This is a genomic window from Streptomyces sp. NPDC058308 (assembly GCF_042880275.1).
Classification (GTDB): Bacteria; Actinomycetota; Actinomycetes; order Streptomycetales; family Streptomycetaceae; genus Streptomyces.
Window position 1 is genome coordinate 115954 of sequence record NZ_JBHVZA010000017.1, and the last position, 24688, is coordinate 140641.

20 protein-coding genes are annotated in these 24688 nt (G+C 72.6%); 11 read left to right on the plus strand and 9 right to left on the minus strand.

Going from position 1 to position 24688, the window contains the following annotated elements; all coding sequences use genetic code 11:
* Nucleotides 1-129: 129 nt before the first annotated feature.
* The 3 genes from ACFVYL_RS23365 to ACFVYL_RS23375 all read right to left on the minus strand — a co-directional run bounded on the left by ACFVYL_RS23365 (nucleotide 130) and on the right by ACFVYL_RS23375 (nucleotide 4590).
* Nucleotides 130-948 (minus strand): putative protein N(5)-glutamine methyltransferase, encoded by an 819-nt coding sequence (locus ACFVYL_RS23365; RefSeq protein ID WP_389719142.1) that lies wholly within the window; start codon nucleotides 946-948, stop codon nucleotides 130-132.
* Between the two features lie 94 nt (nucleotides 949-1042).
* Entirely contained in the window at nucleotides 1043-3463 is a 2421-nt protein-coding gene (locus ACFVYL_RS23370) for a GMC oxidoreductase (RefSeq protein ID WP_389719143.1), read from the minus strand.
* On the minus strand, nucleotides 3460-4590 hold the full coding sequence (locus ACFVYL_RS23375) for an alpha/beta fold hydrolase (RefSeq protein ID WP_389719145.1): 1131 nt from the start codon (nucleotides 4588-4590) through the stop codon (nucleotides 3460-3462). Before ACFVYL_RS23375 ends, ACFVYL_RS23370 begins: the two co-directional genes overlap by 4 nt.
* 269 nt (nucleotides 4591-4859) lie before the next feature.
* Between ACFVYL_RS23375 and ACFVYL_RS23380 the strand changes: the two genes are divergently transcribed.
* A complete protein-coding gene (locus ACFVYL_RS23380; protein WP_389719146.1) occupies nucleotides 4860-8708 on the plus strand; it encodes a hypothetical protein in 3849 nt (1282 codons plus the stop codon).
* A gap of 134 nt (nucleotides 8709-8842) precedes the next feature.
* Nucleotides 8843-9748 carry a HipA family kinase gene (locus tag ACFVYL_RS23385; RefSeq protein ID WP_389719254.1) on the plus strand — a complete coding sequence of 302 codons (906 nt, stop codon included), beginning with the start codon at nucleotides 8843-8845 and terminating at the stop codon, nucleotides 9746-9748.
* A 74-nt stretch (nucleotides 9749-9822) separates the two neighbouring features.
* Here ACFVYL_RS23385 and aceB read toward each other — a convergent pair whose 3' ends face one another.
* Complete coding sequence (aceB, locus tag ACFVYL_RS23390) at nucleotides 9823-11442, minus strand: malate synthase A (protein ID WP_389719148.1); 1620 nt, start codon at nucleotides 11440-11442, stop codon at nucleotides 9823-9825.
* Nucleotides 11443-11670: 228 nt separating this feature from the next.
* A complete protein-coding gene (locus tag ACFVYL_RS23395) occupies nucleotides 11671-12348 on the minus strand; it encodes an NTP transferase domain-containing protein (RefSeq protein WP_389719149.1) in 678 nt (225 codons plus the stop codon).
* A 231-nt stretch (nucleotides 12349-12579) separates the two neighbouring features.
* On the opposite strand from ACFVYL_RS23395, the gene ACFVYL_RS23400 reads away from it, so the two are divergent.
* Nucleotides 12580-12873: a DUF5955 family protein gene (locus tag ACFVYL_RS23400; RefSeq protein WP_389719256.1), complete on the plus strand. Its 294-nt coding sequence runs from the start codon at nucleotides 12580-12582 to the stop codon at nucleotides 12871-12873.
* Nucleotides 12874-12915: 42 nt separating this feature from the next.
* Here the strand turns inward: ACFVYL_RS23400 and ACFVYL_RS23405 are convergent, their stop codons facing one another.
* Nucleotides 12916-14394: a PLP-dependent aminotransferase family protein gene (locus ACFVYL_RS23405; protein ID WP_389719150.1), complete on the minus strand. Its 1479-nt coding sequence runs from the start codon at nucleotides 14392-14394 to the stop codon at nucleotides 12916-12918.
* 113 nt (nucleotides 14395-14507) lie between these two features.
* Between ACFVYL_RS23405 and ACFVYL_RS23410 the strand changes: the two genes are divergently transcribed.
* A complete protein-coding gene (locus tag ACFVYL_RS23410) occupies nucleotides 14508-15074 on the plus strand; it encodes a universal stress protein (protein ID WP_389719151.1) in 567 nt (188 codons plus the stop codon).
* A 61-nt stretch (nucleotides 15075-15135) separates the two neighbouring features.
* Here ACFVYL_RS23410 and ACFVYL_RS23415 read toward each other — a convergent pair whose 3' ends face one another.
* Nucleotides 15136-15951, minus strand: a complete 816-nt coding sequence (locus ACFVYL_RS23415) for an IclR family transcriptional regulator (RefSeq protein WP_389719153.1) — start codon at nucleotides 15949-15951, stop codon at nucleotides 15136-15138.
* Nucleotides 15952-16311: 360 nt separating this feature from the next.
* Here ACFVYL_RS23415 and allB point away from each other — a divergent pair, with 360 nt between their 5' ends.
* A complete protein-coding gene (gene allB / locus ACFVYL_RS23420) occupies nucleotides 16312-17685 on the plus strand; it encodes an allantoinase AllB (RefSeq protein WP_389719155.1) in 1374 nt (457 codons plus the stop codon).
* 2 nt (nucleotides 17686-17687) lie between these two features.
* Nucleotides 17688-18803 carry an allantoicase gene (gene alc / locus ACFVYL_RS23425; RefSeq protein ID WP_389719156.1) on the plus strand — a complete coding sequence of 372 codons (1116 nt, stop codon included), beginning with the start codon at nucleotides 17688-17690 and terminating at the stop codon, nucleotides 18801-18803.
* Between the two features lie 73 nt (nucleotides 18804-18876).
* On the opposite strand, the gene ACFVYL_RS23430 is transcribed toward alc, so the two are convergent.
* Nucleotides 18877-19617 (minus strand): SDR family NAD(P)-dependent oxidoreductase, encoded by a 741-nt coding sequence (locus ACFVYL_RS23430; RefSeq protein ID WP_389719158.1) that lies wholly within the window; start codon nucleotides 19615-19617, stop codon nucleotides 18877-18879.
* 249 nt (nucleotides 19618-19866) lie between these two features.
* Here ACFVYL_RS23430 and ACFVYL_RS23435 point away from each other — a divergent pair, with 249 nt between their 5' ends.
* Both ACFVYL_RS23435 and ACFVYL_RS23440 read left to right on the plus strand, forming a co-directional pair.
* Nucleotides 19867-20475 carry a dihydrofolate reductase family protein gene (locus ACFVYL_RS23435; protein ID WP_389719160.1) on the plus strand — a complete coding sequence of 203 codons (609 nt, stop codon included), beginning with the start codon at nucleotides 19867-19869 and terminating at the stop codon, nucleotides 20473-20475.
* A 168-nt stretch (nucleotides 20476-20643) separates the two neighbouring features.
* Nucleotides 20644-21057, plus strand: a complete 414-nt coding sequence (locus tag ACFVYL_RS23440; protein WP_389719161.1) for a ribonuclease domain-containing protein — start codon at nucleotides 20644-20646, stop codon at nucleotides 21055-21057.
* A 25-nt stretch (nucleotides 21058-21082) separates the two neighbouring features.
* Here the strand turns inward: ACFVYL_RS23440 and ACFVYL_RS23445 are convergent, their stop codons facing one another.
* Nucleotides 21083-21289 (minus strand): hypothetical protein, encoded by a 207-nt coding sequence (locus ACFVYL_RS23445; protein WP_389719162.1) that lies wholly within the window; start codon nucleotides 21287-21289, stop codon nucleotides 21083-21085.
* 156 nt (nucleotides 21290-21445) lie between these two features.
* On the opposite strand from ACFVYL_RS23445, the gene ACFVYL_RS23450 reads away from it, so the two are divergent.
* From ACFVYL_RS23450 to ACFVYL_RS23460, 3 genes are all read left to right on the plus strand, one after another.
* Nucleotides 21446-22723 (plus strand): sensor histidine kinase, encoded by a 1278-nt coding sequence (locus tag ACFVYL_RS23450; RefSeq protein ID WP_389719164.1) that lies wholly within the window; start codon nucleotides 21446-21448, stop codon nucleotides 22721-22723.
* The gene (locus ACFVYL_RS23455; protein ID WP_389719166.1) at nucleotides 22720-23403 is read left to right on the plus strand and encodes a response regulator; all 684 of its coding nucleotides are present in this window, start codon (nucleotides 22720-22722) and stop codon (nucleotides 23401-23403) included. The genes ACFVYL_RS23450 and ACFVYL_RS23455 overlap by 4 nt, the downstream gene beginning before the upstream one ends.
* A gap of 78 nt (nucleotides 23404-23481) precedes the next feature.
* A complete protein-coding gene (locus ACFVYL_RS23460) occupies nucleotides 23482-24684 on the plus strand; it encodes a cytochrome P450 (protein ID WP_389719168.1) in 1203 nt (400 codons plus the stop codon).
* Nucleotides 24685-24688 lie beyond the last annotated feature (4 nt).

Here is a 24688-nt window from a genome sequence, read left to right on the forward strand (position 1 = left end):
GCTACCGCACCTGCCCACCCAGCACCGTACGAAACACCGCCACCGCCCGACGCGTTGAGACGGCCCCACCTGCGGCATCTCGTCGCGACCTCTTCGCGACCTCTTCGCGCCACCGGTCGGCACGGGGCGTCAGGAGAGTGACGCGACGATCACCGTGGCGTCGAGCTCTTCGTCGGTGGTGACCCGCGCCCGCAACCCGGCGGCGGCGACCGCCGCGACGGCCTCGTCGCTCTGCCGCTCGCTCGTCTCGAACAGCAGGACCCCCTGCGGGGCCAGCCACTCGGCCGCACCCGCGACCACGCGCCGCAGCACCTCGAGGCCGTCCGCACCACCGTCGAGCGCCACGCGCGCCTCGTGCTCGCGGGCCTCGGCGGGCAGCAACTCGATCTCCACCGTGGGCACATAAGGGACGTTGGACAGCAGTACGTCGACGCGGCCCTTCAGCGCGGCGGGCAGCGGATCGAAGAGGTCGCCCTCGTACGCCGTGCCGCCCGCGGCCGCCACGTTGCGCCGGGCGCAGCGGACGGCGGCGGGATCCACGTCCGAGGCGTACAGCTCGACCTCGTCGAGCCGGTCCGCGAGCGCCACGCCGAGCGCGCCGGAGCCGCAGCACAGGTCCACGACGACCGCCCGGGACGGCGCGAGCGCGGCGGCCCGCTGCACGAGCGCCTCGGTGCGCCGCCGGGGCACGAAGACCTCGGTGTCCACCTCGATGCGAAGGCCGCAGAACTCCGCGTACCCGACGACGTGCTCCAGCGGCAGGCCGACGGCCCGGCGCTCGACCATCTCCGCCAGCTCGGCGGCGTCCCGCGCCGCAGACATGATCATCTCCGCCTCGTCCTCGGCGAACACGCAGCCCGCGGCGCGGAGCCGGGCGACGACGACGGCGGCGGAGGCGGGGGCGGGGGCGGAGGCCGAGGCGGACCGGTCGAGCGAAGGAAGCGACATGAAGGCCTTTCAACTGCGCAGGCGGCGCGACTCTTTCGACGCCGTCCGGAGGATTCTCCCTGTTCCCGTCGGCATGGGCCACCGCCGACAGGGCCTAGCTCCGGGGAGCTCCGTGCCATCCGTAGAGCTGCCGCAACTGGTCCAGGAAGAAGACGTGGAAGCGCGCGAACGCGGCCGAGCCGCGCGGCCCCGTGACGCGGAAGGTGCCGAGCTGCCGGAGAAAGGCGGCCGGAGAGATCGACAGGGTCCCGGCGGCGACGATGTCGGCGTCGCCGTCGCGGTCCTTGAGTTCGTGTCCGTCCAGAAGGACGTAGGGCAGGGTGGTGGTGGCGGCCCACAGCCGGGAGGGCGGCGCGGGTGCGAGGTCCTTCACGCCGACCAGGGTGCGGGGCGCGCCCGTGGCGTCGGAGACGAAAAGCTGGTAGCGCAACTCGCGGTGGCGTGGGGTGCGGCCGGGGGCGAACACCTGGACCTCTCCGCCGGTCACGGGGCGCCGTCCGCCGAGGCCGTGCGCCCGGATCCAGCCGTCGACGCGCGCGGGGTGCCCGGGGTCCGCCAGGAACGCGTCGATGTCGTCGACGGTGACGGTGAGCCGTACCGCCAGCGGCTCCTTGGACGCGGCGCGCCGGGCGGTCGCCGGATCGCTGTGGCCCGGCGCGCAGAGGCCCCTCATGGTCTCGGTGAACTGCACGGAGCCGCGCGGAGCGTACGTGGCGAGCGTCCGGGGCGGCGGCGTGGCCTGCCAACGGTGGGCGGCCGCCGCGCTCCGGTGCCTGTCGTGTGCCCCGCGCCGCTCCAGCAGCCTGGTGCAGGCGCGGTCGGCGAGGGCGGCGACCGTCAGCGCCGGGTTGGTTCCCACGGAGCCGGGCAACGCCGCGGCGTCCATGACGTACAGGCCGGGGTGGCCGTACACCTCCCCGAACGCGTCGCACACCCCCTCCACGGGGCCACGGCCCATGGGCGCACCGCCGCAGGGGTGCACGGTGATGATGCGCTTGAGCAGCCAGTGCGGGCTGTCGGCGTAGCGCCCGTCGAGCGCCTCCGACACCGCGCGCATCGCCGTACGTATCCGGGCGTAGTGCTCGCGGCTGTCCGCGGGGGACCACCGGGCGTCGAGGGTGTCGCCGCGCAGGTGCAGGACACCATTGGGCATGTCCCTGCCCATGCCGAGCAAGGGCAGGGAGGTGTCGGACAGGGCGCCGTCCCCGAGGAACCGGGCGAGGTCGCCGGAGAGCCGGTGGTTGCCTGCCCCCGCGAGGTGGGGGAGTGCCTGCTGCAGGAGGAAGCGTCCCGCACGCCCCGCGTCCTGCGGCAGACCGGCCGCCTCGACCAGCCAGCCGACGAATCCCGGATAGCCGCCGTCCTGGATGTAGGCACCTCGTCCCGGCGGCACGACACCGTCGCTTCCTGGGCCTTCGAGGTCGTCCGGCAACCGGATCGCGCTGGTGATGACCGGGCCGCGGCTCGGGTCCACCCCGGCGGGGACGGCGCCGTCACCGCTCTTGGTGCGGATGGCGAACGACAGGATGTCGCCGTTGGCCGAGAAGCGGGTGCCGAGCGTCGGACCGAGCGAAGGCAGGTTCCGGCTGTTGCGCAGCAACAGGTGGGTGGTGCCGTAGGTGCCGGCCGCGAGGACGAGACGGTCACAGCCGACGGTTCGGACCGGCAGGTGCCGGGCGGGTGCGGCGTCGCGGTGTCGGGCGGGCTCCATGTCGTGCCGGACGTAGTCGACCTCGTAACCTCCCCGGGCCGTCGGCCGGATCGCACGCACCTCGTGGCCGATCCGCAGTTCCGCGCCGTGCTGCCGGGCCGCGGAGAGATAGGTGAAGTCCAGGCTGTTCTTGGCCCCTTCGTTGCAGCCGATGTTGCACTCGCCGCAGAGCTTGCACGTTCTGCGCGTGACACCGTGCAGATTCCCGTACGGGGCCGCGGCGACGGGCAGCCCGATCCCCGGCTCCGCCCCCGGTTCCGGCGCGAAGCTGATGGCGAGCGGGGGCAGGGAGTGCTCCAGGCCGAGCCGTTCGGCCGCCGAGCGCATCGCGTGGGCCTTGGGCACGTCGTCGTGGCCGGGCCGGTCCAGCGGGTAGGGGGTGGGGGTCAGCATCCGTTCGACGGCGGCATAGTGCGGGTCGAGGTCCGCGCGCGTCACCGGCCAGGTCTCGTAGCCCCCGCCCGGCAGCGTCTGCCGCTGGACGAACCAGTGTTCGTCCTTGCGCAGCAGCACGTTGGCGTAGATCAGCGAGCCGCCGCCGAGTCCGCTGGAGACCACCGAGTCGAAGTGGCGGAAGCCTCGCACGTCGAACAGGCCGTGCGACCCGGCTTCGGGGGCCCAGAAGGCGCGGGAGGCCTGGGCGGGGGTGCGGGCGAAACTGCCGGGCGGATAGGCCCGGCCGCGCTCCATCAGCAGCACGCCGAGCCCCGCCTGCGCGAGCCGGTACGCGGCGACGGAGCCGCCGAATCCGGACCCGACGACCAGGACGTCCACGTGCTCGGCCACAGCGCGGTCCCCGCTCATGTCGTCGGCTCCGAGGGATCCAACTGCTCCGGTTCACCGGCTCGTCGCCTGATGAAGTCGCAGACGAGCGGAAAGACGTCCCGGTGCGCGTCCTTGCCGATGACCGGGTCGATGTAGCCGTAACCGGGCAGCACCGCCAGCTCGTACCGGTCGGGTGCGTGGCGTGCGAACTCCCGGTGGCAGACGACGTTGGCGTCACCGAAGACGTGGTTGTCCGCACCGGTGAGGAAGAGGACCGGGGTGCGGACGGCGGCGGCTTCTGCCAGGTAGTCGACCGGCAGCGCGGCATGGCGCGGGTCCGCCGGGTCGGAGCGCACGGCCCGCCCGGCGCGCGCCATCTTCCGGATGTGCCGGTAGTAGTGCACCCCGGTGGGCCCCAGAAGATCGGCGATGCGCTCGTGCGTCTCCGGCGCCAGGTTGCCGTGGCTGTACAGCGCGGGCCACCCCGCCCCCCACATGAAACTCACCAGGTTGCACGCGTGGTTGTCGCACTCGGGGTGGCCGAGGGACACCAGCCGTGCCAGGGCCCAGGCGCGGGTGAACGGCGCGGCGTCGGCCATGCGGGGGTCGACGGCCGACAGCCCCAGCACGTGTTCGAGGAGCGTCGGCGCGAACGCCAGCTTCCACCGGGACCAGCTCGGCACCCGTACGGCCAGGGCCACGCTCTGCGACACCAAGCTGGAGACGCCGGTGACCGTGCCCGCCGCCAGACTCATGGCGAAGGTCGTGGAACCGAGGCAGTGCGCGAAGACGTGCACCCTGCGCTGCCCGATGTGCCGGCGCAGCTCGGCCAGCGCGGCCGGATGGTCGTGCAGCGCGACGTCGTCGAGCGTGTGGTCCCCGGGCTCGGTGTTGTACGGAAAGCGGTTGCTCATCCTGAAGTCGAGGGTCCACACATCGGTGAACCCGTCGTCCAGCAGGTGGGTCGCCAGGTTGCGGTGCTCGGGCATGATGAACATGTCGCTGGACCCGGTCAGACCGTGCAACAGCAGCACCACATCGTCGCAGTCGCCCCGGTGGAAGCGGGTCAGGTGCAGAGTCAGTCCGTCGGCGGTCGTGAAGGGATACGTCGATACGCGCGCGTCCGGCACCCCCTCGACCGTGTGCCGCGCGATGCCCTGCCGCATGAGTCCCCCCGGTGCTCGTGCCGCACCTCGTGCCGTGCGGGTCCCGCGCAGCCGTCCTGCGCGGTGGTTCGTTCCCATCTCAGCGTGCCGGGGAATTGTTCAGCAGCCCCGTTCCGTGCTGCGAACAATTCGCCATTCGCTGCGCCCGGTACAGACCTGCGGGTGTGCGCCTGTCGACGTGCGGCGGGGCGGGCCGAGAGTGCCCTTGTGATCGTTCTCCGTACGTCCGTAGGTTGTGATCGCGTGACGAATGGTCAGGGGGGCCGTGGATGGGGCGACGAGAGAAACCAGTGGATCCCGCGGCCGGACCGGTGTCCCGTCTCGCCTACGAGCTGCGGAAGTTGCGGCACGAGGCCGAGAGCCTGCCGTACCGGACGATGGCCCAGCGGACCGGTTACTCGGTGACCGCGCTGTCCCAGGCGGTGGCGGGGGAGAGGCTGCCGTCGCTGGAGATCACGCTCGCGTACGCGCGGGCCTGCGGTGGTGACCCCGCGCACTGGGAGAGGCACTGGGAGGAGACGAGCCGCGAACTGGCCCGGCAGCCGGTGCCCGACGCCGACGACTCCGAGGAGAGCGGCCCCTACCCGGGGCTGGCCCGCTACGAAGTGGACGACAGCGACTGCTTCTTCGGACGGCGGCGCCTGATGGACGACCTGGTCGCCCTGGCACGCGCCCACCGGACCAGCGTGGTGCTCGGCCCCTCGGGCAGCGGCAAGTCCTCACTGCTGCGCGCGGGGTTGATCGCCCACCTGCGACGCGCCACCGACACAGCCGACAGACCGGCCGCCATTCGGATCTTCACCCCCGGGCCGCGGCCCCTGCACACGCACCGGGACAAGCTCGTCCCGGCGAGCGCACCGGGAGAAACCTGGCTGATCGTCGACCAGTTCGAGGAAGTCTTCGCCCTCTGCCATGACATCCAGGAGCGCACCGCCTTCCTGGACGCGCTCCTGGGGGACGGGCTCGACGCCCGGGTGCGCGTCGTCATCGGCGTACGAGCCGACTTCTACGCGCGCTGCCTGGAGCACCGGGCCCTGGTCGCCGTACTGGCGGAGGCCGCGCTGCCGGTCGTGCCCATGAACCGGCACGAGCTGCGGGAGGCGATCATCAAGCCCGCCGCGGCGCGCACCCTGATCGTGGAACGCGCCCTGACCGCACGGCTGGTGGACGAGGTCGCCGACGAGCCGGGCGGCCTGCCCCTCATGTCGCACGCCCTGCGCGAAGTCTGGCGCCGGCGCCGCGGCCGCACACTGACGCTGGAGAGTTACGAGGCCGTGGGCGGCATCGACGGCGCCGTCGCCCGCACCGCCGAAGCCGTCTACGGCGGGCTGACACCGGATGAACAGGTCCTGGCCCGCCGCCTGCTGCTCCGGCTGATCACCCCCGGCCAGGGCACGCCGGACACCAGGCGGCCCGCCGGGCGGGACGAGCTGGAAGCCGGCGAGGGCACGCACGCCCACCACGTCCTGGAATGTCTGGCCCGGGCACGGCTGATCACGGTCGCCGACGGCACCGTCGACCTGGCCCACGAGGCACTCATCACCGCCTGGCCCCGGCTGCGGAGCTGGATCGAGGAGGACCGCAGGACACTCCTCCTCCACCACCGGCTCGCCGAAGCCGCACGCGACTGGGCCGAGCGGGGGCAGGACAGCGGGTCACTGTTGCGCGGCAACGCACTCGCTGAAGCGGAAGCGGCCTTCGGCACGCCCCGCCGCCAGGAGGAACTGACGTCACGGGAACGCCGCTACCTCACGGCCGGCACGGCCGCCCGTACCCGCGAGAGGCGCGTGCGCCACGCCGCGATCGGCGCACTGGCCCTGTTGGTCGTGGTGGCTCTGGTCGCCGGGTCCGTCGCGTGGCAGCAGAGTCGCTCCAGCGAGCGGCAGAGCCTCCAGGCGAGAGCCCGCCAGGTGGCCGAGGTCGCGGAGGGGCTGCGCGACACCGACCCCGAAAGGGCGCGGCTGCTGAGTGTCGCCGCCTACCGGCTCGCCGACCTCCCCGAGACGCGGTCCGCTCTCATCGGCCTCACCACGGACCGGGAGGACGACGTCTTCCGGCTGCGCGACACCCACCCCGCCGCCCTGCGCCGTCTCAGTGGCGACGGGAGGCGGGTCGTCAGCGTGAGCGACGACTACGCACAGAGCTGGGACGTGCGCTCGCACCGGCAGGTCACCGAATCCCGCAACTGGTTCCGGGTCAACTCCCTGAGACCGGTGGAGCTGAGCCCGGACGGGAAGAAGCTGGCGCTCGACGGTTTGGAGGGGATCAGCCTCTGGGACCTGGAGTCCGGCTGGCTGGACGGTGCCCCTGTGCCGAACTCCTCCGGCGAAGCGGCGGACTTCAGCCCGAGCGGCCGCATCCTCACCGTCACCGAATCCGACGGAGACGAAGACGAAGACGGAGACGGACACGGGGTCGGGGTCGGGGCCGGGGCCGGGGCCGGGGCCGGGGAGACCGTCCGGCTGTGGGACCTGGCCCACCACCGAACGCTCCTGAAGGTTAGGACCGACGGCCCGTCGTCGCGGACCGTCAGCGCGGACGACCGGCAGACGGCGATCTGCGGGCCGGGCGGGCTCATAGAGGTCTGGGACATCGCCCGACGCAGGAAGACCGTCACCATCGACTCCGGCGGGAGGTGCGGATCCGCACGGTCAGGCCCGGAACTCCTCCCCGGCGGCCTCGGATTCACTCCCGACGGGAAGACCCTGGCGCGTATGGGCGACAACGGGGTCGACGCGTGGCGGCTCCCGGGCGGAGAGAAGTCCTGGAGCATCAGGAGGCCGGGGCTCCGGGAAGCCGCCTTCAGCCCTGACGGCAGGTTTCTCGCCGGTGTGGTGGACGGGGAGATCCTGATATGGCGCACCGCCCGCTCGGACACGCCGTCGCTGCGCTATCCACTGAGAGGCCAGAGCCGGGCCCGCGCACTGCGATGGGGCGCCGACGGCAGGACCCTGCGGTTCCAGACCGGGGGCTCCTGGCGAGAGGTCCGGTCGATCGACGTGGCCGACATGGCCGATGCCACGTGGAGCGCGGACCCGGTCGACGCCGCCCTGTTCAGCCCCGACGGCGGTCTCCTCAGCACGGTCCGCCGCGACGCGGGGAAGGACACGCTGAGTTTCCGGCACCCGGACACCGGCGCAGTGCTGCGCTCGGTCACGGGGCTCGTGCCCTCGGTGCCGCCCCACCGGAAGCCGCCGCGTCGCTCCGCCGCCACCGCGATGACGTTCAGCTCGGACGGCGCCACCTTCGGATACGCGGCAGCCGTACGTGACGCCCGGCACCCGACGGCCTTCACCACGTGGGACGTCGGGAAGAACGATGTCGGGAAGAGCGACGTCGGGAAGAACTACGAGAGCCACTCGACGAGCTTCGGGGGAATTCCCGTCGTCGACGGCGCAGGCGCGGTCGCACTCGGTGCGGACGCGGGCCATCTCTGGGTCCTGCGGTCCGACGGCCGGCGCGTCGAGGAGTGGAACACCGAGAAGGGCAGGCGGACGAGCAGGATGGCTTACCAGGGCTCCGCGCTGGTCGTCACGGGGGGCGGCAGAGTGGCCCTGCGACCGGACGGCAGGCTCCTTGCCACCACCCGGAACAAGGTCGCGAGGACCGGCATCCAGCAGTTCGCGGACCACACCCTCAGCGATGAAGCGCCGCGCTCCCTCGCCTTCAGCCCCGGCGGCACGTACCTCGCGGTCGGTGACACGGCCGGCCGCGTGACCCTGTGGGACGGTGACGTCAGGAGGCGCCGGGGAGTTCTGGCCGGGCCGCCCGCCCCCAGCCGGCGCAACGACTCGCTGCCCATCCGCGCCCTGGCGTTCTCGCCCGACGAGCGCACGCTCGCCGTCGGGGACGGGGCGGGGGCCGTGCACCTGTGGGACATCCCCTCCCGCACGCAGCTGGGCACACGGGTGCTGACCCCCGGCGGCGCCGTGCTCGCGCTCTCCTTCAGCCGACGGGGCGACGCGCTGCGCGTCTCCGGTGAGCACGCCCCCGTACAGCGCTACACCGTCGCACCGGACCGGATAGCCGACGACGCGTGCGGGCGCGTCGGCGGCCCGCTGTCGCGGGAGGAGTGGAAGACGTACATCCCGGACGTCCCCTACCGGTCGATCTGCTGAACCGCCTCCACCACGGCACCACCACCCCACCCCTCGCGTCCCGCCCGGTTAATATGCTCACTTCGTGCCGGATACCGGATACCGGAAGCCGGAAGCAAGGGCGTAACGCCCTCGTAGGACTGGGGGCCGTGGACATGCTGCGAGAGGTCACCGCGATCCGCTACGTCGAACCCCTGCGCACCGGCGGCTCCGTCCCCGGTGTCGTCGAGGCCGACGATCTCGGTACGTATGTCGTCAAGTTCACCGGGTCCGCACAGGGGCGCAAGGCGCTCGTCGCCGAGATCATCGTCGGTGAGCTGGCGCGCCGTCTCGGGCTGCGCTTCCCGGAGCTGGTCCTCGTGCACTTCGATCCGGCCGTCGCCGCCGACGAACCGCACCAGGAGGTCCAGGACCTGCTGCACGCCAGCGCCGGTCTCAACCTCGGCATGGATCTGCTGCCGGGCGCGAAGGACTTCACCCCGGACGCCGTCGACGTCGACCCGCTGGAGGCGGGCAAGGTCGTCTGGCTCGACGCCCTCACGGCCAACGTCGACCGCACGGTGCACAGCTCGAACCTGATGGTCTGGCCCACCTTCGGCGTCCGGCCGCCGAAGCTGTGGCTCATCGACCACGGGGCCGCCCTGGTCTTCCACCACCGCTGGGGTGCCTCCGCGCCCGAGAAGGCGTACGACTTCCGCCACCACGCCCTGGGGGTGTACGGCCCGGACACGGTGGCGGCCGACGCCGAACTGGCGCCGCTCGTCACGGAGTCGGTGCTCCGCGAGATCGTCGGCCTCGTCCCGGACGCCTGGCTGGCCGACGAGCCCGGCTTCACCTCTCCGGACGAGGCGCGCGCGGCGTACGTCGGTCATCTGCTGGCCCGCGCCCGCTCCTCCGCCGCGTGGCTGCCGACCGACTTCCCCAGCAGGGGCGAGCTGGCGGCCGCCGACGCACGCCGTGCCGAGGCCACCGAGAAGGGCCGGCCCGCCTGGCTGAAGCGGGTCCCCGACCTGCACGGCAAGCCCCCCGCGGAGCAGGACTGGTCGCGGCACGTCGGCTGAGAGCCTGTCTTTGAACGCCGAAGCCCCCGGCGCTGTGCGGTGCCGGGGGCTTCGTCCTGCGCTGCCTGCGGAGATCAGCGCAGCTGCTCGTACGCGGGGAGGGTCAGGAAGTCCGCGTAGTCCGCGTCCAGGGAGACCTGGAGGAGGAGGTCGTGGGCCTGCTGCCACTTGCCGGCCGCGAAGGCCTCGTCGCCGATCTCGGCGCGGATGGCGTCCAGTTCGGCGGCGGCGACCTCGCGGGCGAGGTCGGCGGTGGCGGTCTGGCCCGTCTCGAAGACGACGCCCGCGTTGATCCACTGCCAGATCTGCGAGCGCGAGATCTCGGCGGTGGCCGCGTCCTCCATGAGGTTGAAGATGGCGACGGCGCCGAGGCCCCGCAGCCAGGCCTCGATGTAACGGATGCCGACCTGGACGGCGTTGACCAGCCCGTCGTACGTGGGCTTCGCGTCGAGGGAGTCGATGGCGATCAGGTCGCCAGGGGCGACGTTCACGTCCTCGCGCAGGCGGTCCTTCTGGTTCGGCTTCTCGCCGAGGACGGCGTCGAAGGACTTCATCGCGATCGGGACCAGGTCCGGGTGTGCGACCCAGGAGCCGTCGAAGCCGTCGCCCGCCTCGCGGTCCTTGTCGTTCTTGACCTTCTCGAAGGCGACCTTGTTGACCTCGGCGTCCTTGCGGGACGGGATGAAGGCCGCCATGCCGCCGATCGCGTGCGCGCCGCGCTTGTGGCAGGTGCGGACGAGGAGTTCGGTGTACGCCCGCATGAACGGGGCGGTCATCGTCACCAGGTTGCGGTCCGGCAGGACGAACTTCGAGCCGCCGTCACGGAAGTTCTTGACGATGGAGAAGAGGTAGTCCCAGCGGCCTGCGTTCAGCCCGGAGGCGTGGTCGCGCAGCTCGTAGAGGATCTCCTCCATCTGGTACGCGGCCGTGATCGTCTCGATCAGGACGGTCGCGCGGACGGTGCCCTGCGGGATGCCGACGTAGTCCTGCGCGAAGACGAAGATGTCGTTCCAGAGGCGGGCCTCCAGGTACGACTCCGTCTTCGGGAGGTAGAAGTACGGGCCCTTGCCGAGCTCGATGAGGCGCTTGGCGTTGTGGAAGAAGTACAGGCCGAAGTCGACGAGCGCGCCGGGCACCGGCTTGCCGTCGACCTGGAGGTGCCGCTCGTCCAGGTGCCAGCCGCGCGGCCGCATGACGACCGTGGCGAGCTCGTCGGCGCCCTTGAGGGCGTACGACTTGCCGCTGCGCTCGTCCGTGAAGTCGATGCGGCGCTCGTAGGCGTCGGTGAGGTTGAGCTGGCCGAGGATCACGTTCTCCCACGTGGGGGCGGACGCGTCCTCGAAGTCGGCGAGCCAGACCCTGGCGCCCGAGTTGAGGGCGTTGATGGTCATCTTGCGGTCGGTCGGACCCGTGATCTCCACGCGGCGGTCGTTCAGCGCGGCCGGGGCCGGCGCGACCTTCCAGGAGTCGTCCTCGCGGATCGCGGCGGTCTCCGGGAGGAAGTCCAGGGTGGAGGTGCGGGCGATCTCGGCACGGCGCTCGCCGCGGCGGGCGAGGAGCTCGTCACGCCGGGGCGTGAACAGCCGGTGCAGCTCGGCCACAAAGGCGAGGGCCGCGTCGGTGAGCACCTCTTCCTGCCGGGGCAGGGGCTCTGCGTCGACGATGGCCAGCGGCGACGGCGCTAGTGCGGACATGAGCTGTCACTTCCTTCAGAGAGCTGCACGGACGGTGCCGCGGCCGAGCCGCCGGGCAGACACGGTGGCACTGGGTGCCACAGGAGCCGAGGTACGGCTGAGGGGCCCCGTCCGAGGTAACGGGCCTTCTGGTCAGTGGATACTAGTTTCCTCATGGTGGAAGTTCAATGGTTTGTTGATGTCGAGATTCTTCTCGTCGACAGAACGTGTCGCTGAGTGCCATGCCGGTCACTCCATGTGGGCCGGGGCGCCGGACGCCCCGGAGGCCGTGATTCCGGGCTCCGGCTCCAGCCGGTGGAGGTCCTCGGCCGTGTCGATGTCGTACGCCTGCGCCACGTCCCCGCACTCGACGAGAGAGATCTCACGCGCGTGCTCCCGCAGGTAGTCGCGTGCCCCCCGGTCGCCCACCGCGGTCGCCCCGATCCCCGCCCAATGCGCGGACCCGAACAGGACCGGATGGCCCCGGCGCCCGCCGTACGCGGCCGCCGCGAGCGTCGAGGGCGAGCGGTACGCGGCGCGCACGCGGGCGGTGGCCGCCGCACCGATCCCCGGCTGGTCGACGAGCGAGACCAGGGCGGCGGCCGCGCCGGTGCCCCGCAGCGAGTCCAGGCCCAGCCGGAGCGAGGAGCCCATCCCCTCCTCCCACTCCGGGTTGTCGATCAGTACGCAGTGGGGGAGCGAGGCCCGTGCGCGCACGGCGTCGGCGGACGCCCCGAGGACCACGTGCACCCGTGCACACCCGGCCTCGCGCAGCACCCGTACGGCGTGCTCCACCAGCGGGCGGCCCCGGTGCTCCAGGAGGGCCTTCGGGCGCCCGCCGAGGCGCCGCCCGCCCCCCGCGGCGAGCAGTAGCCCGACGACCTCCCCCGCCCCGTCGGCCTGCGCGTTCGTCGCTTCAGTCGTCATGCCTCCTGGATACACCCAACGGGGTCCACGTGTGCGTGGCAGTGGTCACGTCCTTCACAGCCCTCGCAAAGTGGCGCATCACTATCGGGGAAGGTTTACTGACCCGCGGTCCCCAGGTGCCTGACCAGCACCACGAGGACCGCTGGAATCAGCACGACAAGCACGACAAGCACGAGAACGGCGCGCCGGAGGCGCGCGAGGGGGAGAACTGTGTTGCCGAGTGTGGGACAGATGCGAGTGAACGGCAGCGACGAGGACCCGCGGGTGGCGGAACTGCGCACCGCCGTGGCCCGGCTGCGCCGTGAACTCGCCGCGCACCCGGCGGAGTTCACGGACCGTGGCATCGCCGAGGACGAACTGGCCGCGCTCGCCGAGATGGCGTACGGCGGCGCCCCCGAGATCCCCAGGATGCGCCGGTCCCTCCTGCTCGTGGCGGGCGCGATCGGCTCGGTCAGCGCACTCGCCGCGGGCCTTGCGGGGGTACGGGGCGCGGTGGAGATGTTCGGGGAGCCGGGGAAGGGCTGAGAGCCGGTCAGAGCCAGGCTCTCAGCCCGGGCGGGCTCGGCGTCAGGCCACCCAGTGGCGGCGGTTCACGTCCGTCCCCGGGGCGCCCGTGGCCCGCAGGTCGCCGGAGAGCGCGGTCGCAAGGCGCAGCACGGCCTGTTCCGAGCGCTCCGGCGAGAGCGTGTACGGAATGCGCAGCCGGTGCTCGTGCGTCCCCGGGTCCGCGCCGAAGCGCGAACCGCCCTCGATCCGTACGCCGTGCGCGAGCGCCGCGCGGGCCAGTGACGACGCGATCGGCCGGCCCAGGTCCACCCAGAGGGAGAGCCCGCCCGGCGGCAACCGCCAGCGCCACTCCGGCAGATGGCGGGCGAGGGACGCGGCAAGCGCGTCCCGCTGCGCCCGCAGCCGGGGCAGCCGCTCGCGCAGCACGTCGTCCATCCCGCGCAGCAGCTGGAGCGCCACCAGCTGCTCGATGACGGGCGTGGCCATGTCGCTCGCCACGCGCTTCGTCGCCAGTTCGGTGATCAGCCCCGACCCGGCCCGCACCCAGCCGATCCGCAGTCCGCCCCAGTGCGTCTTGCTCAACGAGCCCACGGTGAGGACCTGTTCGCCCACCCCGTGCGGCGCCAGCGAGGCGAACGGCGCGGGCGGCGGTACGTCCAGCGCGATGTCCGCGATCGTCTCGTCGATCAGGAGCCAGGTGCCCGTGGCGCGGGCCGTCTCCAGGATGCGCACCCGCTGCTCGCGCGGCATCAGGCAGCCCGTCGGATTCTGGAAGTCCGGCACGAGGTACGCGATGCGGGGCGCCGCCTGCCGCAGCGACGACTCGACGAGATCGCTGTCCCAGCCGTCCTCGGTGACCGGGACCGGCACCGCCCGCAGCTGCGCGTCGCGGATCGCGTCGAGGGCGTTCGGGTACGACGGGTTCTCGACGAGGACCCGGTCGCCCTGCCTGCCGAGGAGGGAGAGGACCAGGGACACCGCGTGCTGGGCGCCGGTGGTGATGAGGATCTGGTCCGCCAGCGTGGGCAGCCCGCGCCGGGCGAAGCGGTCGGCGACGGCGGCCCGCAACTCCGGTATCCCGTACGGGTGGTAGCCCGGCGTCGGCGCGTGCCGGGCCAGCATCGCGCCCGCCGAGGCCAGCGCCGCCGTGAGCTCCGCCTCGGGTGCGCCGGGCGCCGCCACCGCCAGGTCCAGGACGTCGTCGCCCGCGGGGAACACCGCCACGCTGGACGGCCGGCGGCCCTGCGGCAGCTCGGTCCAGGTGCCCGCGCCGCGGCGGCTGCGCGCGTAGCCGCCCTCGCGCAGCACGTCGTACGCCGCCGTGACGGTGGCTCGGCTGACGGTCAGGGCCGAGGCGAGCTCGCGCTCGGCGGGCAGCCGGGTGTGCAGCGGGATGCGGCCGTCGAGCAGGAGGGTGCGCACGCCGTGCGCGAGGGCTCGGTAGCCGGGGCGCTCGCCGCAGGTGCCGGTCAGGAGTCCGGCCAGCTGACGGCTTCCGAGCCTCCTGTCCACGGGGTGGACCACACGTATGTCTTCCATGCCAACTCCCGCTGATTGGCCCTGCCTTCCAGGCCAGTCAGCGTACAGACTCCCTCTCAGAGATCTTCGGACGAGTCCGGACGGCTGCTTTGGCCTGGGAAGGGGTACCACTGATGGCGCGGCACGAGGCGGGAGCGGGGAGCGGAGCAGGGGCCGGGTCGGGAAGCGGCTCGGGGGAGGAGCGGCGCGAGGGGCGCGTCGTGGTCGGGGTGAGCGGGTCGCTCGCGAGCCTCGCGGCGCTGCGGGCGGGCGCGGAGCAGGCCCGGCGCGGAGGCCGCGTGCTGGTCGCGGTGCTGGCCTGGGAGCCGCCGGAGGGGGAGGGGAAATATCTGCACCGCCCCGACCCGGAGTGGGCCAGGCACTGGTGGACTCAGGCGCGGGCCCGCCTCGACCGCGCCTTCGACGAGGCCTTCGGCGGTATGCCGCCCGGCGTCGTGGCCGAGCGCCGGGTGATCAGGTCCCGTCCGGGTCCCGCCCTGTGCGGCCTCGCCACGGACCCGGACGACCTCCTGGTCCTGGGCACGCGCCCAGGCCGGCACGGCACGACGGCCACCCACCGCTACCTCCGCGCCCACGCGCCCTGCGCGGTCCTCACGGTCCCGGCCCCCCGCAAGCCGCGGGGCTACCGCCGGACCCTGCGGAGGATGACCCCGCAGGACTTCGCCCTGGTGAGTCGCTGAAAGCAGGGTTCAGCGGGAAGCAGGGTTCAGCGGGAGGCAGGGCTCAGGAGGAAGGCAGGGCTCAGGAGCCGGACCCCGCGCTGGCCAGCGCCGCCGACAGTTCCACCGCCACCTGCTGAAGGACCGGCACGATCTTGTCCGTGGCCGCCTCGGTGACCCGGCCCGCGGGGCCCGAGATGGAGATCGCCGCGGCCGTGGGGGAGTCGGGGACCGGCACGGCCAGGCACCGGACGCCGATCTCCTGTTCGTTGTCGTCGACCGCGTACCCGGCGCGGCGGACGTCCTCCAGGGCCGCGAGGAAGCCCTCCGGCGTGGTGATCGTCTTCTCCGTGGCGGCCGGCATCCCGGTACGGGCGAGCAGCGCCCGCACCTCGTCGGGGGACGTGTGGGCGAGCAGTGCCTTGCCGACTCCCGTGGAGTGCGGCAGGACCCGTCGGCCGACCTCGGTGAACATCCGCATGGAGTGCTTGGAGGGCACCTGCGCGACGTACACGATCTCGTCGCCGTCGAGCAGGGCCATGTTCGCCGTCTCGCCGGTCTCCTCGACGAGCCGGGCGAGGTAGGGCCGGGCCCACGTGCCGAGCAGGCGCGACGCGGATTCGCCGAGGCGGATCAGGCGGGGGCCGAGGGAGTAGCGGCGGTTGGTCTGCTGGCGTACGTACCCGCAGGCGACGAGGGTGCGCATGAGACGGTGGATCGTGGGGAGCGGCAGGCCGCTGCTGGCGGAGAGTTCGCTGAGACCGACCTCGCCCCCCGCGTCCGCCATCCGCTCGAGCAGATCGAAGGCGCGCTCGAGGGACTGGACGCCACCGCTCGCGGCGGGGGTCTTGGATGCGGCGAGTTCAGCAGGGGCGTCGCTGGCGCTTGACGTCGGCACGGCGCGTTCCTTTCGGTGCTGGCGGGCAAGGAAGCAGCCTACCGGTCGGTTCTTCCCGAGGACTGTTGCTCGGCCTGCCGTCGTCGCCGGTCAGGGGGCCTTTGTCCGCGTCTTCGCAGGGTTGTCCCGGCTCCCCTCGGCGCTCACGTTGTGCGTAGCTACGTTCTGTAAGGCGGAATTCTAATTCCACGTTGTGGAAACGTCCAGTGCGCGGCGGAATCAGTGTGCACCGGCGGCGAGGTGCCGAAGCCCACCCTTGACGCCGTGGACACCAGCGTGAAAACTCCTTCAACAGAACGTTGAATTCCGTTAAGCGGAAGCAAAAGGTCTGTGTAGCGGAACAGAAGAGAGGGGACGCGGGTGTCCGGACAGGGCGTGGACGTGGACGCGACGGTGGGTGCTGAGGTGGAGCTGGTGCTCCGCTCGACCCGCGTCGTCACTCCGCAGGGGACTCGGGCCGCCTCGGTCGCCGTCTCCGGCGGCCGGATCGTGGCGGTTGACGCGTACGACGCCGAGGTGCCGGACGGCGCACGCCTCGAGGACCTCGGCGACGACGCGCTGCTGCCCGGTCTGGTCGACACGCACGTCCACGTGAACGACCCGGGCCGCACCGAGTGGGAGGGCTTCTGGACCGCCACCCGCGCCGCGGCCGCCGGTGGCATCACCACCCTGGTCGACATGCCCCTGAACTCCCTGCCGCCCACGACGACGGTGGACAACCTGCGCACCAAGCAGGAGGTCGCCCGCGCCAAGGCCCACATCGACGTGGGGTTCTGGGGCGGCGCACTGCCCGACAACGTGGCCGACCTCAAGCCGCTGCACGACGCCGGTGTCTACGGCTTCAAGTGCTTCCTCTCGCCCTCGGGCGTCGACGAGTTCCCCTCGCTGAACCAGGACCAGCTCGCCTCCTCCATGGCCGAGATCGCCGGGTTCGGCGGGCTCCTGATCGTGCACGCGGAGGACGCCCACGAGCTGGACGCCGCCCCGCACAAGAGCGGGCCCAAGTACGCGGACTACCTGGAGACCCGGCCCCGTATCTCGGAGGACACCGCGATCGAGGGGCTCGTCGCCGTCGCCAAGCGGATCGGCGCGCGGGTCCACGTCCTGCACCTGTCCTCCTCCGACGCGCTCCCGCTCATCGCCGCCGCCAAGCGCGAAGGCGTCGAGCTGACCGTCGAGACGTGCCCGCACTATCTGACCCTGACCGCCGAGGAAGTCCCCGACGGCGCCAGTGAGTTCAAGTGCTGCCCGCCCATCCGCGAGGCCGCCAACCAGGACCTGCTCTGGGACGCGCTCGCCGAGGGCACCATCGACTGCATCGTGACGGACCACTCGCCGTCCACCGCGGACCTCAAGACCGACGACTTCGCGACCGCGTGGGGCGGCATCTCCGGGCTCCAGCTCAGCCTCCCGGCGATCTGGACCGAGGCCCGCAAGCGCGGCCACAGTCTCGACGACGTGGTGCGGTGGATGTCCGCCCGCACCGCGGAACTGGTCGGACTCGACCGGAAGGGCGCCATCGAGGCAGGCCGCGACGCCGACTTCGCGGTCCTCGCGCCCGACGAGACCTTCACCGTGGACCCCGCGGAGCTGCAGCACCGGAACCGGGTCACCGCGTACGCGGGCAAGACCCTCAGCGGCGTCGTGAAGTCCACCTGGCTGCGCGGCGAACGCATCCTGCACGGCGGCGAGTTCAGCGAACCCGCAGGCCGACTTCTGGAAAGGAACAACTGAACGTGACGGCGATACCTCACTTCACCGGCGACGCCAGCCCCTACGGCGGCGGCGAGCCCTACGCCGACTACCGCACGGCCGACTTCCCCTTCACCCAGTACGCCAACCTCGCCGACCGGCAGCTCGGCGCCGGTGTGATCGCCGCCAACGACGAGTTCTTCGCGATGCGCGAGAACCTGCTGCTCGCACACCCCGCCGTGTTCGACCCCGAGCACTTCGGGCACAAGGGCAAGGTCATGGACGGCTGGGAGACCCGCCGCCGGCGCGGCGTCTCCAGCGAGCACCCCTGGCCCACCGCGGACGACCACGACTGGGCGCTCGTCCGGCTCGGCGCCCCGGGCGTCGTGCGCGGCATCGTCATCGACACCGCCCACTTCCGCGGCAACTACCCGCAGGCCGTCTCCGTGGAGGGCACCAGCGTCGACGGTTCGCCGACGCCCGAGGAGCTCTGCGGCGACGACGTGAAGTGGACGACCCTCGTGCCGCGCACGCCGGTCGGCGGCCACGCCGCCAACGGCTTCGCCGTCGACGTCGAGCAGCGCTTCACGCACCTGCGCGTCAACCAGCACCCCGACGGCGGCATCGCCCGCCTGCGGGTCTACGGCGAGGTCGTCGCCGACCCCAAGTGGCTCGCCGCGCTCGGCTCGTTCGACGTCGTCGCCCTGGAGAACGGCGGCCAGGTCGAGGACGCCTCCGACCGCTTCTACTCCCCGGCCACCAACACCATCCAGCCGGGCCGCTCCCGCAAGATGGACGACGGCTGGGAGACCCGCCGGCGCCGCGACAACGGCAACGACTGGATCCGCTACCGGCTGGTCCAGCAGTCCGAGATCCGTGTCGTCGAGATCGACACCGCCTACCTCAAGGGCAACTCGGCCGGCTGGGCCGCCCTTTCGGTACGCGACGGCGCATCGGGCGAGTGGGCCGAGGCGCTGCCCCGCACCCGCCTGCAGCCCGACACCAACCACCGCTTCGTCCTCGACGCGCCGGTCGTCGGCACGCACGTCCGCGTCGACATCTTCCCGGACGGCGGCATCTCCCGCCTGCGCCTGTTCGGTTCGCTGACCGAGGACGGCGCGGCCAAGCTGGCCGCCCGTCACCAGGAGCTGGGCGGCTGACCCGCCCCTCGAACGTGGGGCGCACCGGGTGGACAGCCCCGGTGCGCCCCACACCCACTTCTCCGTACGCGCCTCAGGCGGCGTGCCCGCCGTCGACCGTGAGCTCCGTGCCGGTCACGAACGCGGCGTCCTCCCCGGCGAGATAGCCGACCAGGGACGCCACCTCACCGGCGGAGGCGAAGCGGCCGAGCGCGGTCATGGCGCGCTGCCCGTCGGCGAAGGGGCCGTCCGCCGGGTTCATGTCGGTGTCGACCGGGCCCGGCTGGACGAGGTTCGCCGTGATCCCGCGGCCGCCCAACTCCCGGGCGAGCGACTTGTTGAGCCCGATCAGCGCCGCCTTGCTCGTGGCGTAGAGGGCGGCGCCGGGGCCGGGCACCCGTCGGGCCAGGGCGCTGCCGACGGTGATGATCCGGCCGCCGTCCCGCAGCAGCCCGGCCGCCGTCTGCGAGGCCAGGAAGACGCCGCGGACGTTGACGGCGAGGACGCGGTCGACATCGGCGAGCGTCAGATCGCCGAGGGGGGCGAGGACTCCGATGCCCGCGTTGTTCACCAGGATGTCCAGGCCGCCCAGGTCGTCGGCCGCCCGGTCCACGGCTCCGGCCGCGTCCCCGGCGTCCGCCGCGTCGGCCTTCAGCGCGATGCCGCGCCGCCCCATGGACTCGATCTTCGCGACGACCTCGTGGGCCGCGGGCTCGTCGTGGACGTAGGTGATCGCCACGTCCGCGCCCTCCTCGGCCAGGCGCAGCGCGATGGCCGCGCCCATGCCGCGGCTGCCGCCGGTGACCAGGGCGGTCTTGCCGTTGAGAGAAGACATGTCCGTACCTCTTCCGCAGGTGTATCGGTGGTTCCGCACCGCTCTGGGCGAGAAGTGCTTGCGGGTTCAATGAAAGCCGTCGGGGCCGGCATCGGCTGGCGGCAATCGGACACGGATCTCGGCCCGTTCGGGGGGCGCGCCACGACGTCCGGCGGCGAGCGATGACTTCGGCGCGGCCGCGGGGTCTGACTGGGTGAGAGCCGTACGGAACGGCCTCGGCAGGTCCCCACCGGAGAGAAGGCGCTCGCCATGAAGCTCACCCTCACCCAGTTCCTCACCCTCGACGGCGTCATCCAGGCCCCGGGCGGCCCGGACGAGGACCGCGACGGCGGCTTCGAACACGGCGGCTGGTCGGTGCCCTACGGGGACGAGGACTTCGGCACCTTCATGCGCCAGAACTTCGACCGGGTCGACGCCTTCCTGCTCGGCAGGGCGACGTACGAGATCTTCGCCGGGTACTGGCCGAGGATGACGGACCCCACCGACCCGGTCGCCTCGCGGCTCAACTCCCTGCCGAAGTACGTGGCGAGCACCACCCTGACCGACCCCGAGTGGCAGGGCACGCGCGTCATCGGCCGCGACGACCTGGTCAAGGACGTCACCGCGCTCAAGGAGCAGCCGGGACGCGAGCTGCAGATGCACGGGAGCGCCGGCCTCGCCCGCTCCCTGATGGCGCACGACCTGATCGACACCCTGCACCTGATGACGTTCCCCGTCGTCCTCGGCACGGGCAAGCGCCTCTTCACCGAGGGCGCCCTGCCCACCGCCTTCCGGCACGCGCAGTCACGCACGACGTCCACGGGCGTCATCATCAGCACCTACGAGCGCGAGGGGCGCCCGGAGTACGGCAGTTACTAGGGCCCTGGGCCGGGGTCACGCCGAACCGGGTCCGGCCGCCGCGGGGTTCCTCGCGGCGGCCTCCTTCACGGCGTTCGGGTGTCCGGTCGGCGGTAGGGGGTGAACTCCCGGAAAACTTCACAGACTTGACGTTGACACGCCAACCTCTACGCGCGTCACACTGGACCCATGCGAATCCCCCCACGAAGCCGGTTCCTCGGCGCCACCGCCCTCGCCGCCGCCCTCCTGGTCGGCGGTCCCGTCGCCGCCACCGCGAGCGCCGCGCCGGCCGCCCCGGTCGCGCACTCCGTCACCGCCGTCGGCAAGATCTGCTACTCCGCGCTGCCCTCCCAGGCGCACGACACCTTCGACCTGATCAAGGCGGGCGGCCCCTACCCGTTCCCGCAGGACGGCACGGTCTTCCAGAACCGCGAGAACGAGCTGCCGCAGCAGGGCTCCGGCTACTACCACGAGTACACGGTCATTACGCCGGGCTCGGACGACCGCGGTGCCCGCCGCATCGTCACCGGCGAGCAGAGCCAGGAGGACTACTACACCGCCGACCACTACGCCTCGTTCGACCGGGTCGACCACGGCTGCTGACCCCTTTGCGGGTCACTGGGCGCACTCAGTCCGTCCCCCGGCTCCCCGCGACGGCGAACAGCGCGAAGGCCAGTACGGTCAGCGCCACGCTCGCGTAGATCTCATGGCCGTCGAGGAAGCCGAGGCGCCGCACCAGGCCCCAGCCGCGCAGTCCGCCGGTGACCTCGTTGACCAGGCCGACCGCGCCCTGGAACAGCAGGAACACACCGAGAAACTCCAGTAGCCGCTTCATGGGGAGATCGTCGTCCCGCACCCTTCGCGCGGACATCCGCCGCGGGGCGAGGATCTCCCTTGTGAGCGGTCCGAAAGTCGGTGACCTGCGCGACTTTGGTAGACGATCACGCGCGGAGCGGGCCGCGGCGGCCACCGGTGCGTAGATTTGTCGACCATGAGCGGCACTGACCCCACGCGAAGGGCCGAGCCCGGGCCGAGGTCCGAGCCCGGTCGCACGCCCCTGGCCGGGAGCCCGTGGGCGCTGCCGTCCGCCGTTGCCCGGGAGTTCGACCCTGACCGCGCGGGGCGCAGGTCACGGCGGACCGCGCGCGACTGGTTCACCGACTTCGGCTGCTTCCTGGCCGCCGTCCTCATCGGGATGATCGGCGCCGACGCGGTCGGCGCCAACCCGAACGTCTCCCCGGGAGCCGCCGAGCTCGACCAGGTGGTCGGCGCGCTCGCCTGCGCCGCGGTCTGGCTGCGCAGGCGCTGGCCGCTCGGCCTCGCCGTCGCGATGGTGCCGGTCTCGCTCATCTCCGACACGGCGGGCGGTGCGTCGGCGGTGGCCCTCTTCACCCTCGCCGTGCACCGCCCGTTCCGGTACGTCGCGTGGGTCGGCGGCGCCTCGATCGCCACCGTTCCCGTCGTCTACCGGCTGCGGCCCGACGCGGAGATGCCGTACGGGGTCGCCATCGGCTTCGGCGTCGTGGCGAGCGCGGCGGTCATCGGCTGGGGCATGTTCGTACGCTCCCGGCGCGAGCTCCTGATCAGCCTGCGGGACCGCGCCGTCCGCGCGGAGAACGAGGCCGCGCTCCGCGCCGAACAGGCCCAGCGGCTCGCCCGCGAGGACATCGCCCGCGAGATGCACGACGTGCTCGCGCACCGCCTCACCCTGCTCAGCGTGCACGCGGGCGCCCTCGAATTCCGCCCGGACGCACCCCGCGCGGAGATCGCCCGGGCGGCCGGCGTCATCCGGGAGAGCGCCCACGAGGCCCTGCAGGACCTGCGCCAGGTGATCGGCGTCCTGCGCGGCGGCGACGCGGACGCCTCGGGCCGCCCGCAGCCCACGCTCGCCGCCCTGGACACCCTGGTCGCCGAGTCCCGCGAGGCGGGCATGAAGGTCGTCCTCGACAACCGCGTCCCCGACCCCGCCGCCGTCCCCACCGCCCTCGGCCGCACCGCCTACCGTATCGCGCAGGAAGGCCTGACCAACGCCCGCAAGCACGCCCCCGGCGCCGAGGTGACGGTGACCGTCACGGGCATGCCCGACGAGGGCCTGACCCTGTCCGTGCGCAACCCCGCGCCGCCCGGCGACGTGCCCGACGTGCCCGGCTCCGGACAGGGCCTGATCGGGCTCGCCGAACGCGCCTCGCTCGCGGGCGGCAGGCTGCACCACACGCCAGGACCCGACGGCGGATTCCACCTGGAGGCCTGGCTACCGTGGGCGCCATGAAACCGGTCACGAAACCGATCAAGCTGCTGCTCGTCGACGACGATCCGCTGGTGCGCGCCGGACTCTCCTTCATGCTCGGCGGCGCCGACGACATCGAGATCGTCGGCGAGGCGGGCGACGGCACCGAGGTCGCCGCGCTGGTCGGTGAAGTGCGCCCCGACGTCGTCCTGATGGACATCCGCATGCCCACGATGGACGGCCTCGCCGCCACGGAGGCGCTGCGCGGACGTCCGGGCGCCCCCGAGGTCATCGTCCTCACCACCTTCCACGCCGACGAGCAGGTCCTGCGCGCCCTGCGCGCGGGCGCGGCGGGGTTCGTCCTCAAGGACACGGCACCCGCCGAGATCGTCGCGGCGGTGCGCGCGGTGGCCGCCGGGGAGCCGGTGCTCTCGCCGACGGTGACCCAGCAGCTGATCACCCGGGTGACCGGCGTGGACCCGCAACTGGACCGCAGGCGGCGGGCGCTGGAGAGGCTGGACTCGCTGGGGGAGCGCGAGCGCGAGGTGGCCGTCGCGGTCGGCCGCGGCGGGTCCAACGCGGACATCGCGGCCGAGCTGTTCCTGAGCGTCGCCACGGTCAAGGCGCACGTCTCCCGGATCCTGACGAAACTGGACCTCAACAACCGCGTCCAGATCGCTCTGTTGGCGCACGACGCGGGGCTCCTCGATCAGGACGGCTGAGGGAGGACGCGGACGGCCGAGGGGGAACAGACACCTCGTCCGGCGCGTTGACCACCTGAACCTCTGGAGGAGACCTGCATGGCGGACACGATCGACCTGGCGACGTACGGCCCGCGGTTCAGACAGGACCCCCACTCCGTCTACGCGGAACTGCGCGCCCTCGGGCCCGTCCACCGCGTGCGCCTGCCACCCCCCGAGGACATGGGCGACGCCTACCTGGTCCTCGGGTACGAGGAGTGCAGGGCCGCGCTGACCGACCCCCGCTTCGCCAGTTCGTCGGCGGCGGCCGGCTTCGCCTTCCACGAGGAGGAGCTGATCGGCACGCATCTGCTGATCGCCGACCCGCCCCACCACACGCGCCTGCGGAGGCTCATCACCCGTGAGTTCACCGCCCGCCGCGTCGAGGCCCTGCGCCCCCGCATCCAGGACATCACCGACGGCCTCCTCGACGCGATGCTCACGGAGGGCGACACGGCGCGCGACCGCCGCGGCGACCTGCTCGAAGTCCTCGCCTTCCCGCTGCCGATCACGGTCATCTGCGAGCTGCTCGGCGTCCCCGACATCGACCGCGGCGCCTTCCGCCGCATGTCGAACGGCGTGGTGGCCTCGCCGAACCAGGAGGAGGAGCGCGCCGCCTTCGTGGCACTGGCCGGCTACCTCGCCGACCTGGTCGAGGCCAAGCGCTCGTCGCCCGGCGAGGACCTCCTGAGCGCCCTGATCCGCGCCACCGACGACGAGGACGGCGACCGCCTCTCGCCCGCCGAACTGCGCGCCATGGCCTTCGTACTGCTGATCGCCGGGCACGAGACGACGGTCAACCTGCTCGCCAACACCGTGCACGCCCTCTTCACCCACCCCGGCCAACTGGCCGCGCTGCGCGCCGACATGAGCCTCCTCGACGGCGCGATCGAGGAAGGCCTCCGCTTCGAAGGCCCGGTGGAGGGCGCGACGTACCGCTTCGCCACCGAGGACACGGAGTTGGGCGGCCTCGTCATCCCCCAGGGCTCCGTCGTCCGGATCTCCCTCGCCGCGGCCGACAGGGACCCCGCCCGCTTCCCCGACCCGGACCGCTTCGACATCCGCCGCGCCCCGCGCGGCCACGTCGCCTTCGGGCACGGCCTGCACCACTGCCTGGGCGCGCCGCTGGCCCGGTTGGAGGCGCGGATCGCGCTCGGCTCGCTCCTGACCCGCTGCCCGGACCTCGCCCCGGACGGGCCGCCGGGGGAGTGGCTGCCGGGGACGCTGATCAGAGGGGTGCGCCGGCTTCCCGTCCGGTGGTAGTAGT

Excerpts from the sequence above, each read along its gene's own strand:
- ACFVYL_RS23365 (WP_389719142.1), bottom strand. The coding sequence starts at position 948 with ATGTCGCTTCCTTCGCTCGACCGGTCCGCCTCGGCCTCCGCCCCCGCC.
- ACFVYL_RS23370 (WP_389719143.1), bottom strand. The coding sequence starts at position 3,463 with ATGAGCGGGGACCGCGCTGTGGCCGAGCACGTGGACGTCCTGGTCGTC.
- ACFVYL_RS23375 (WP_389719145.1), bottom strand. The coding sequence starts at position 4,590 with ATGCGGCAGGGCATCGCGCGGCACACGGTCGAGGGGGTGCCGGACGCG.
- ACFVYL_RS23380 (WP_389719146.1), top strand. The coding sequence starts at position 4,860 with ATGGGGCGACGAGAGAAACCAGTGGATCCCGCGGCCGGACCGGTGTCC.
- ACFVYL_RS23385 (WP_389719254.1), top strand. The coding sequence starts at position 8,843 with ATGCTGCGAGAGGTCACCGCGATCCGCTACGTCGAACCCCTGCGCACC.
- aceB (WP_389719148.1), bottom strand. The coding sequence starts at position 11,442 with ATGTCCGCACTAGCGCCGTCGCCGCTGGCCATCGTCGACGCAGAGCCC.
- ACFVYL_RS23395 (WP_389719149.1), bottom strand. The coding sequence starts at position 12,348 with ATGACGACTGAAGCGACGAACGCGCAGGCCGACGGGGCGGGGGAGGTC.
- ACFVYL_RS23400 (WP_389719256.1), top strand. The coding sequence starts at position 12,580 with ATGCGAGTGAACGGCAGCGACGAGGACCCGCGGGTGGCGGAACTGCGC.
- ACFVYL_RS23405 (WP_389719150.1), bottom strand. The coding sequence starts at position 14,394 with ATGGAAGACATACGTGTGGTCCACCCCGTGGACAGGAGGCTCGGAAGC.
- ACFVYL_RS23410 (WP_389719151.1), top strand. The coding sequence starts at position 14,508 with ATGGCGCGGCACGAGGCGGGAGCGGGGAGCGGAGCAGGGGCCGGGTCG.
- ACFVYL_RS23430 (WP_389719158.1), bottom strand. The coding sequence starts at position 19,617 with ATGTCTTCTCTCAACGGCAAGACCGCCCTGGTCACCGGCGGCAGCCGC.
- ACFVYL_RS23435 (WP_389719160.1), top strand. The coding sequence starts at position 19,867 with ATGAAGCTCACCCTCACCCAGTTCCTCACCCTCGACGGCGTCATCCAG.
- ACFVYL_RS23440 (WP_389719161.1), top strand. The coding sequence starts at position 20,644 with ATGCGAATCCCCCCACGAAGCCGGTTCCTCGGCGCCACCGCCCTCGCC.
- ACFVYL_RS23445 (WP_389719162.1), bottom strand. The coding sequence starts at position 21,289 with ATGAAGCGGCTACTGGAGTTTCTCGGTGTGTTCCTGCTGTTCCAGGGC.
- ACFVYL_RS23450 (WP_389719164.1), top strand. The coding sequence starts at position 21,446 with ATGAGCGGCACTGACCCCACGCGAAGGGCCGAGCCCGGGCCGAGGTCC.
- ACFVYL_RS23455 (WP_389719166.1), top strand. The coding sequence starts at position 22,720 with ATGAAACCGGTCACGAAACCGATCAAGCTGCTGCTCGTCGACGACGAT.
- ACFVYL_RS23460 (WP_389719168.1), top strand. The coding sequence starts at position 23,482 with ATGGCGGACACGATCGACCTGGCGACGTACGGCCCGCGGTTCAGACAG.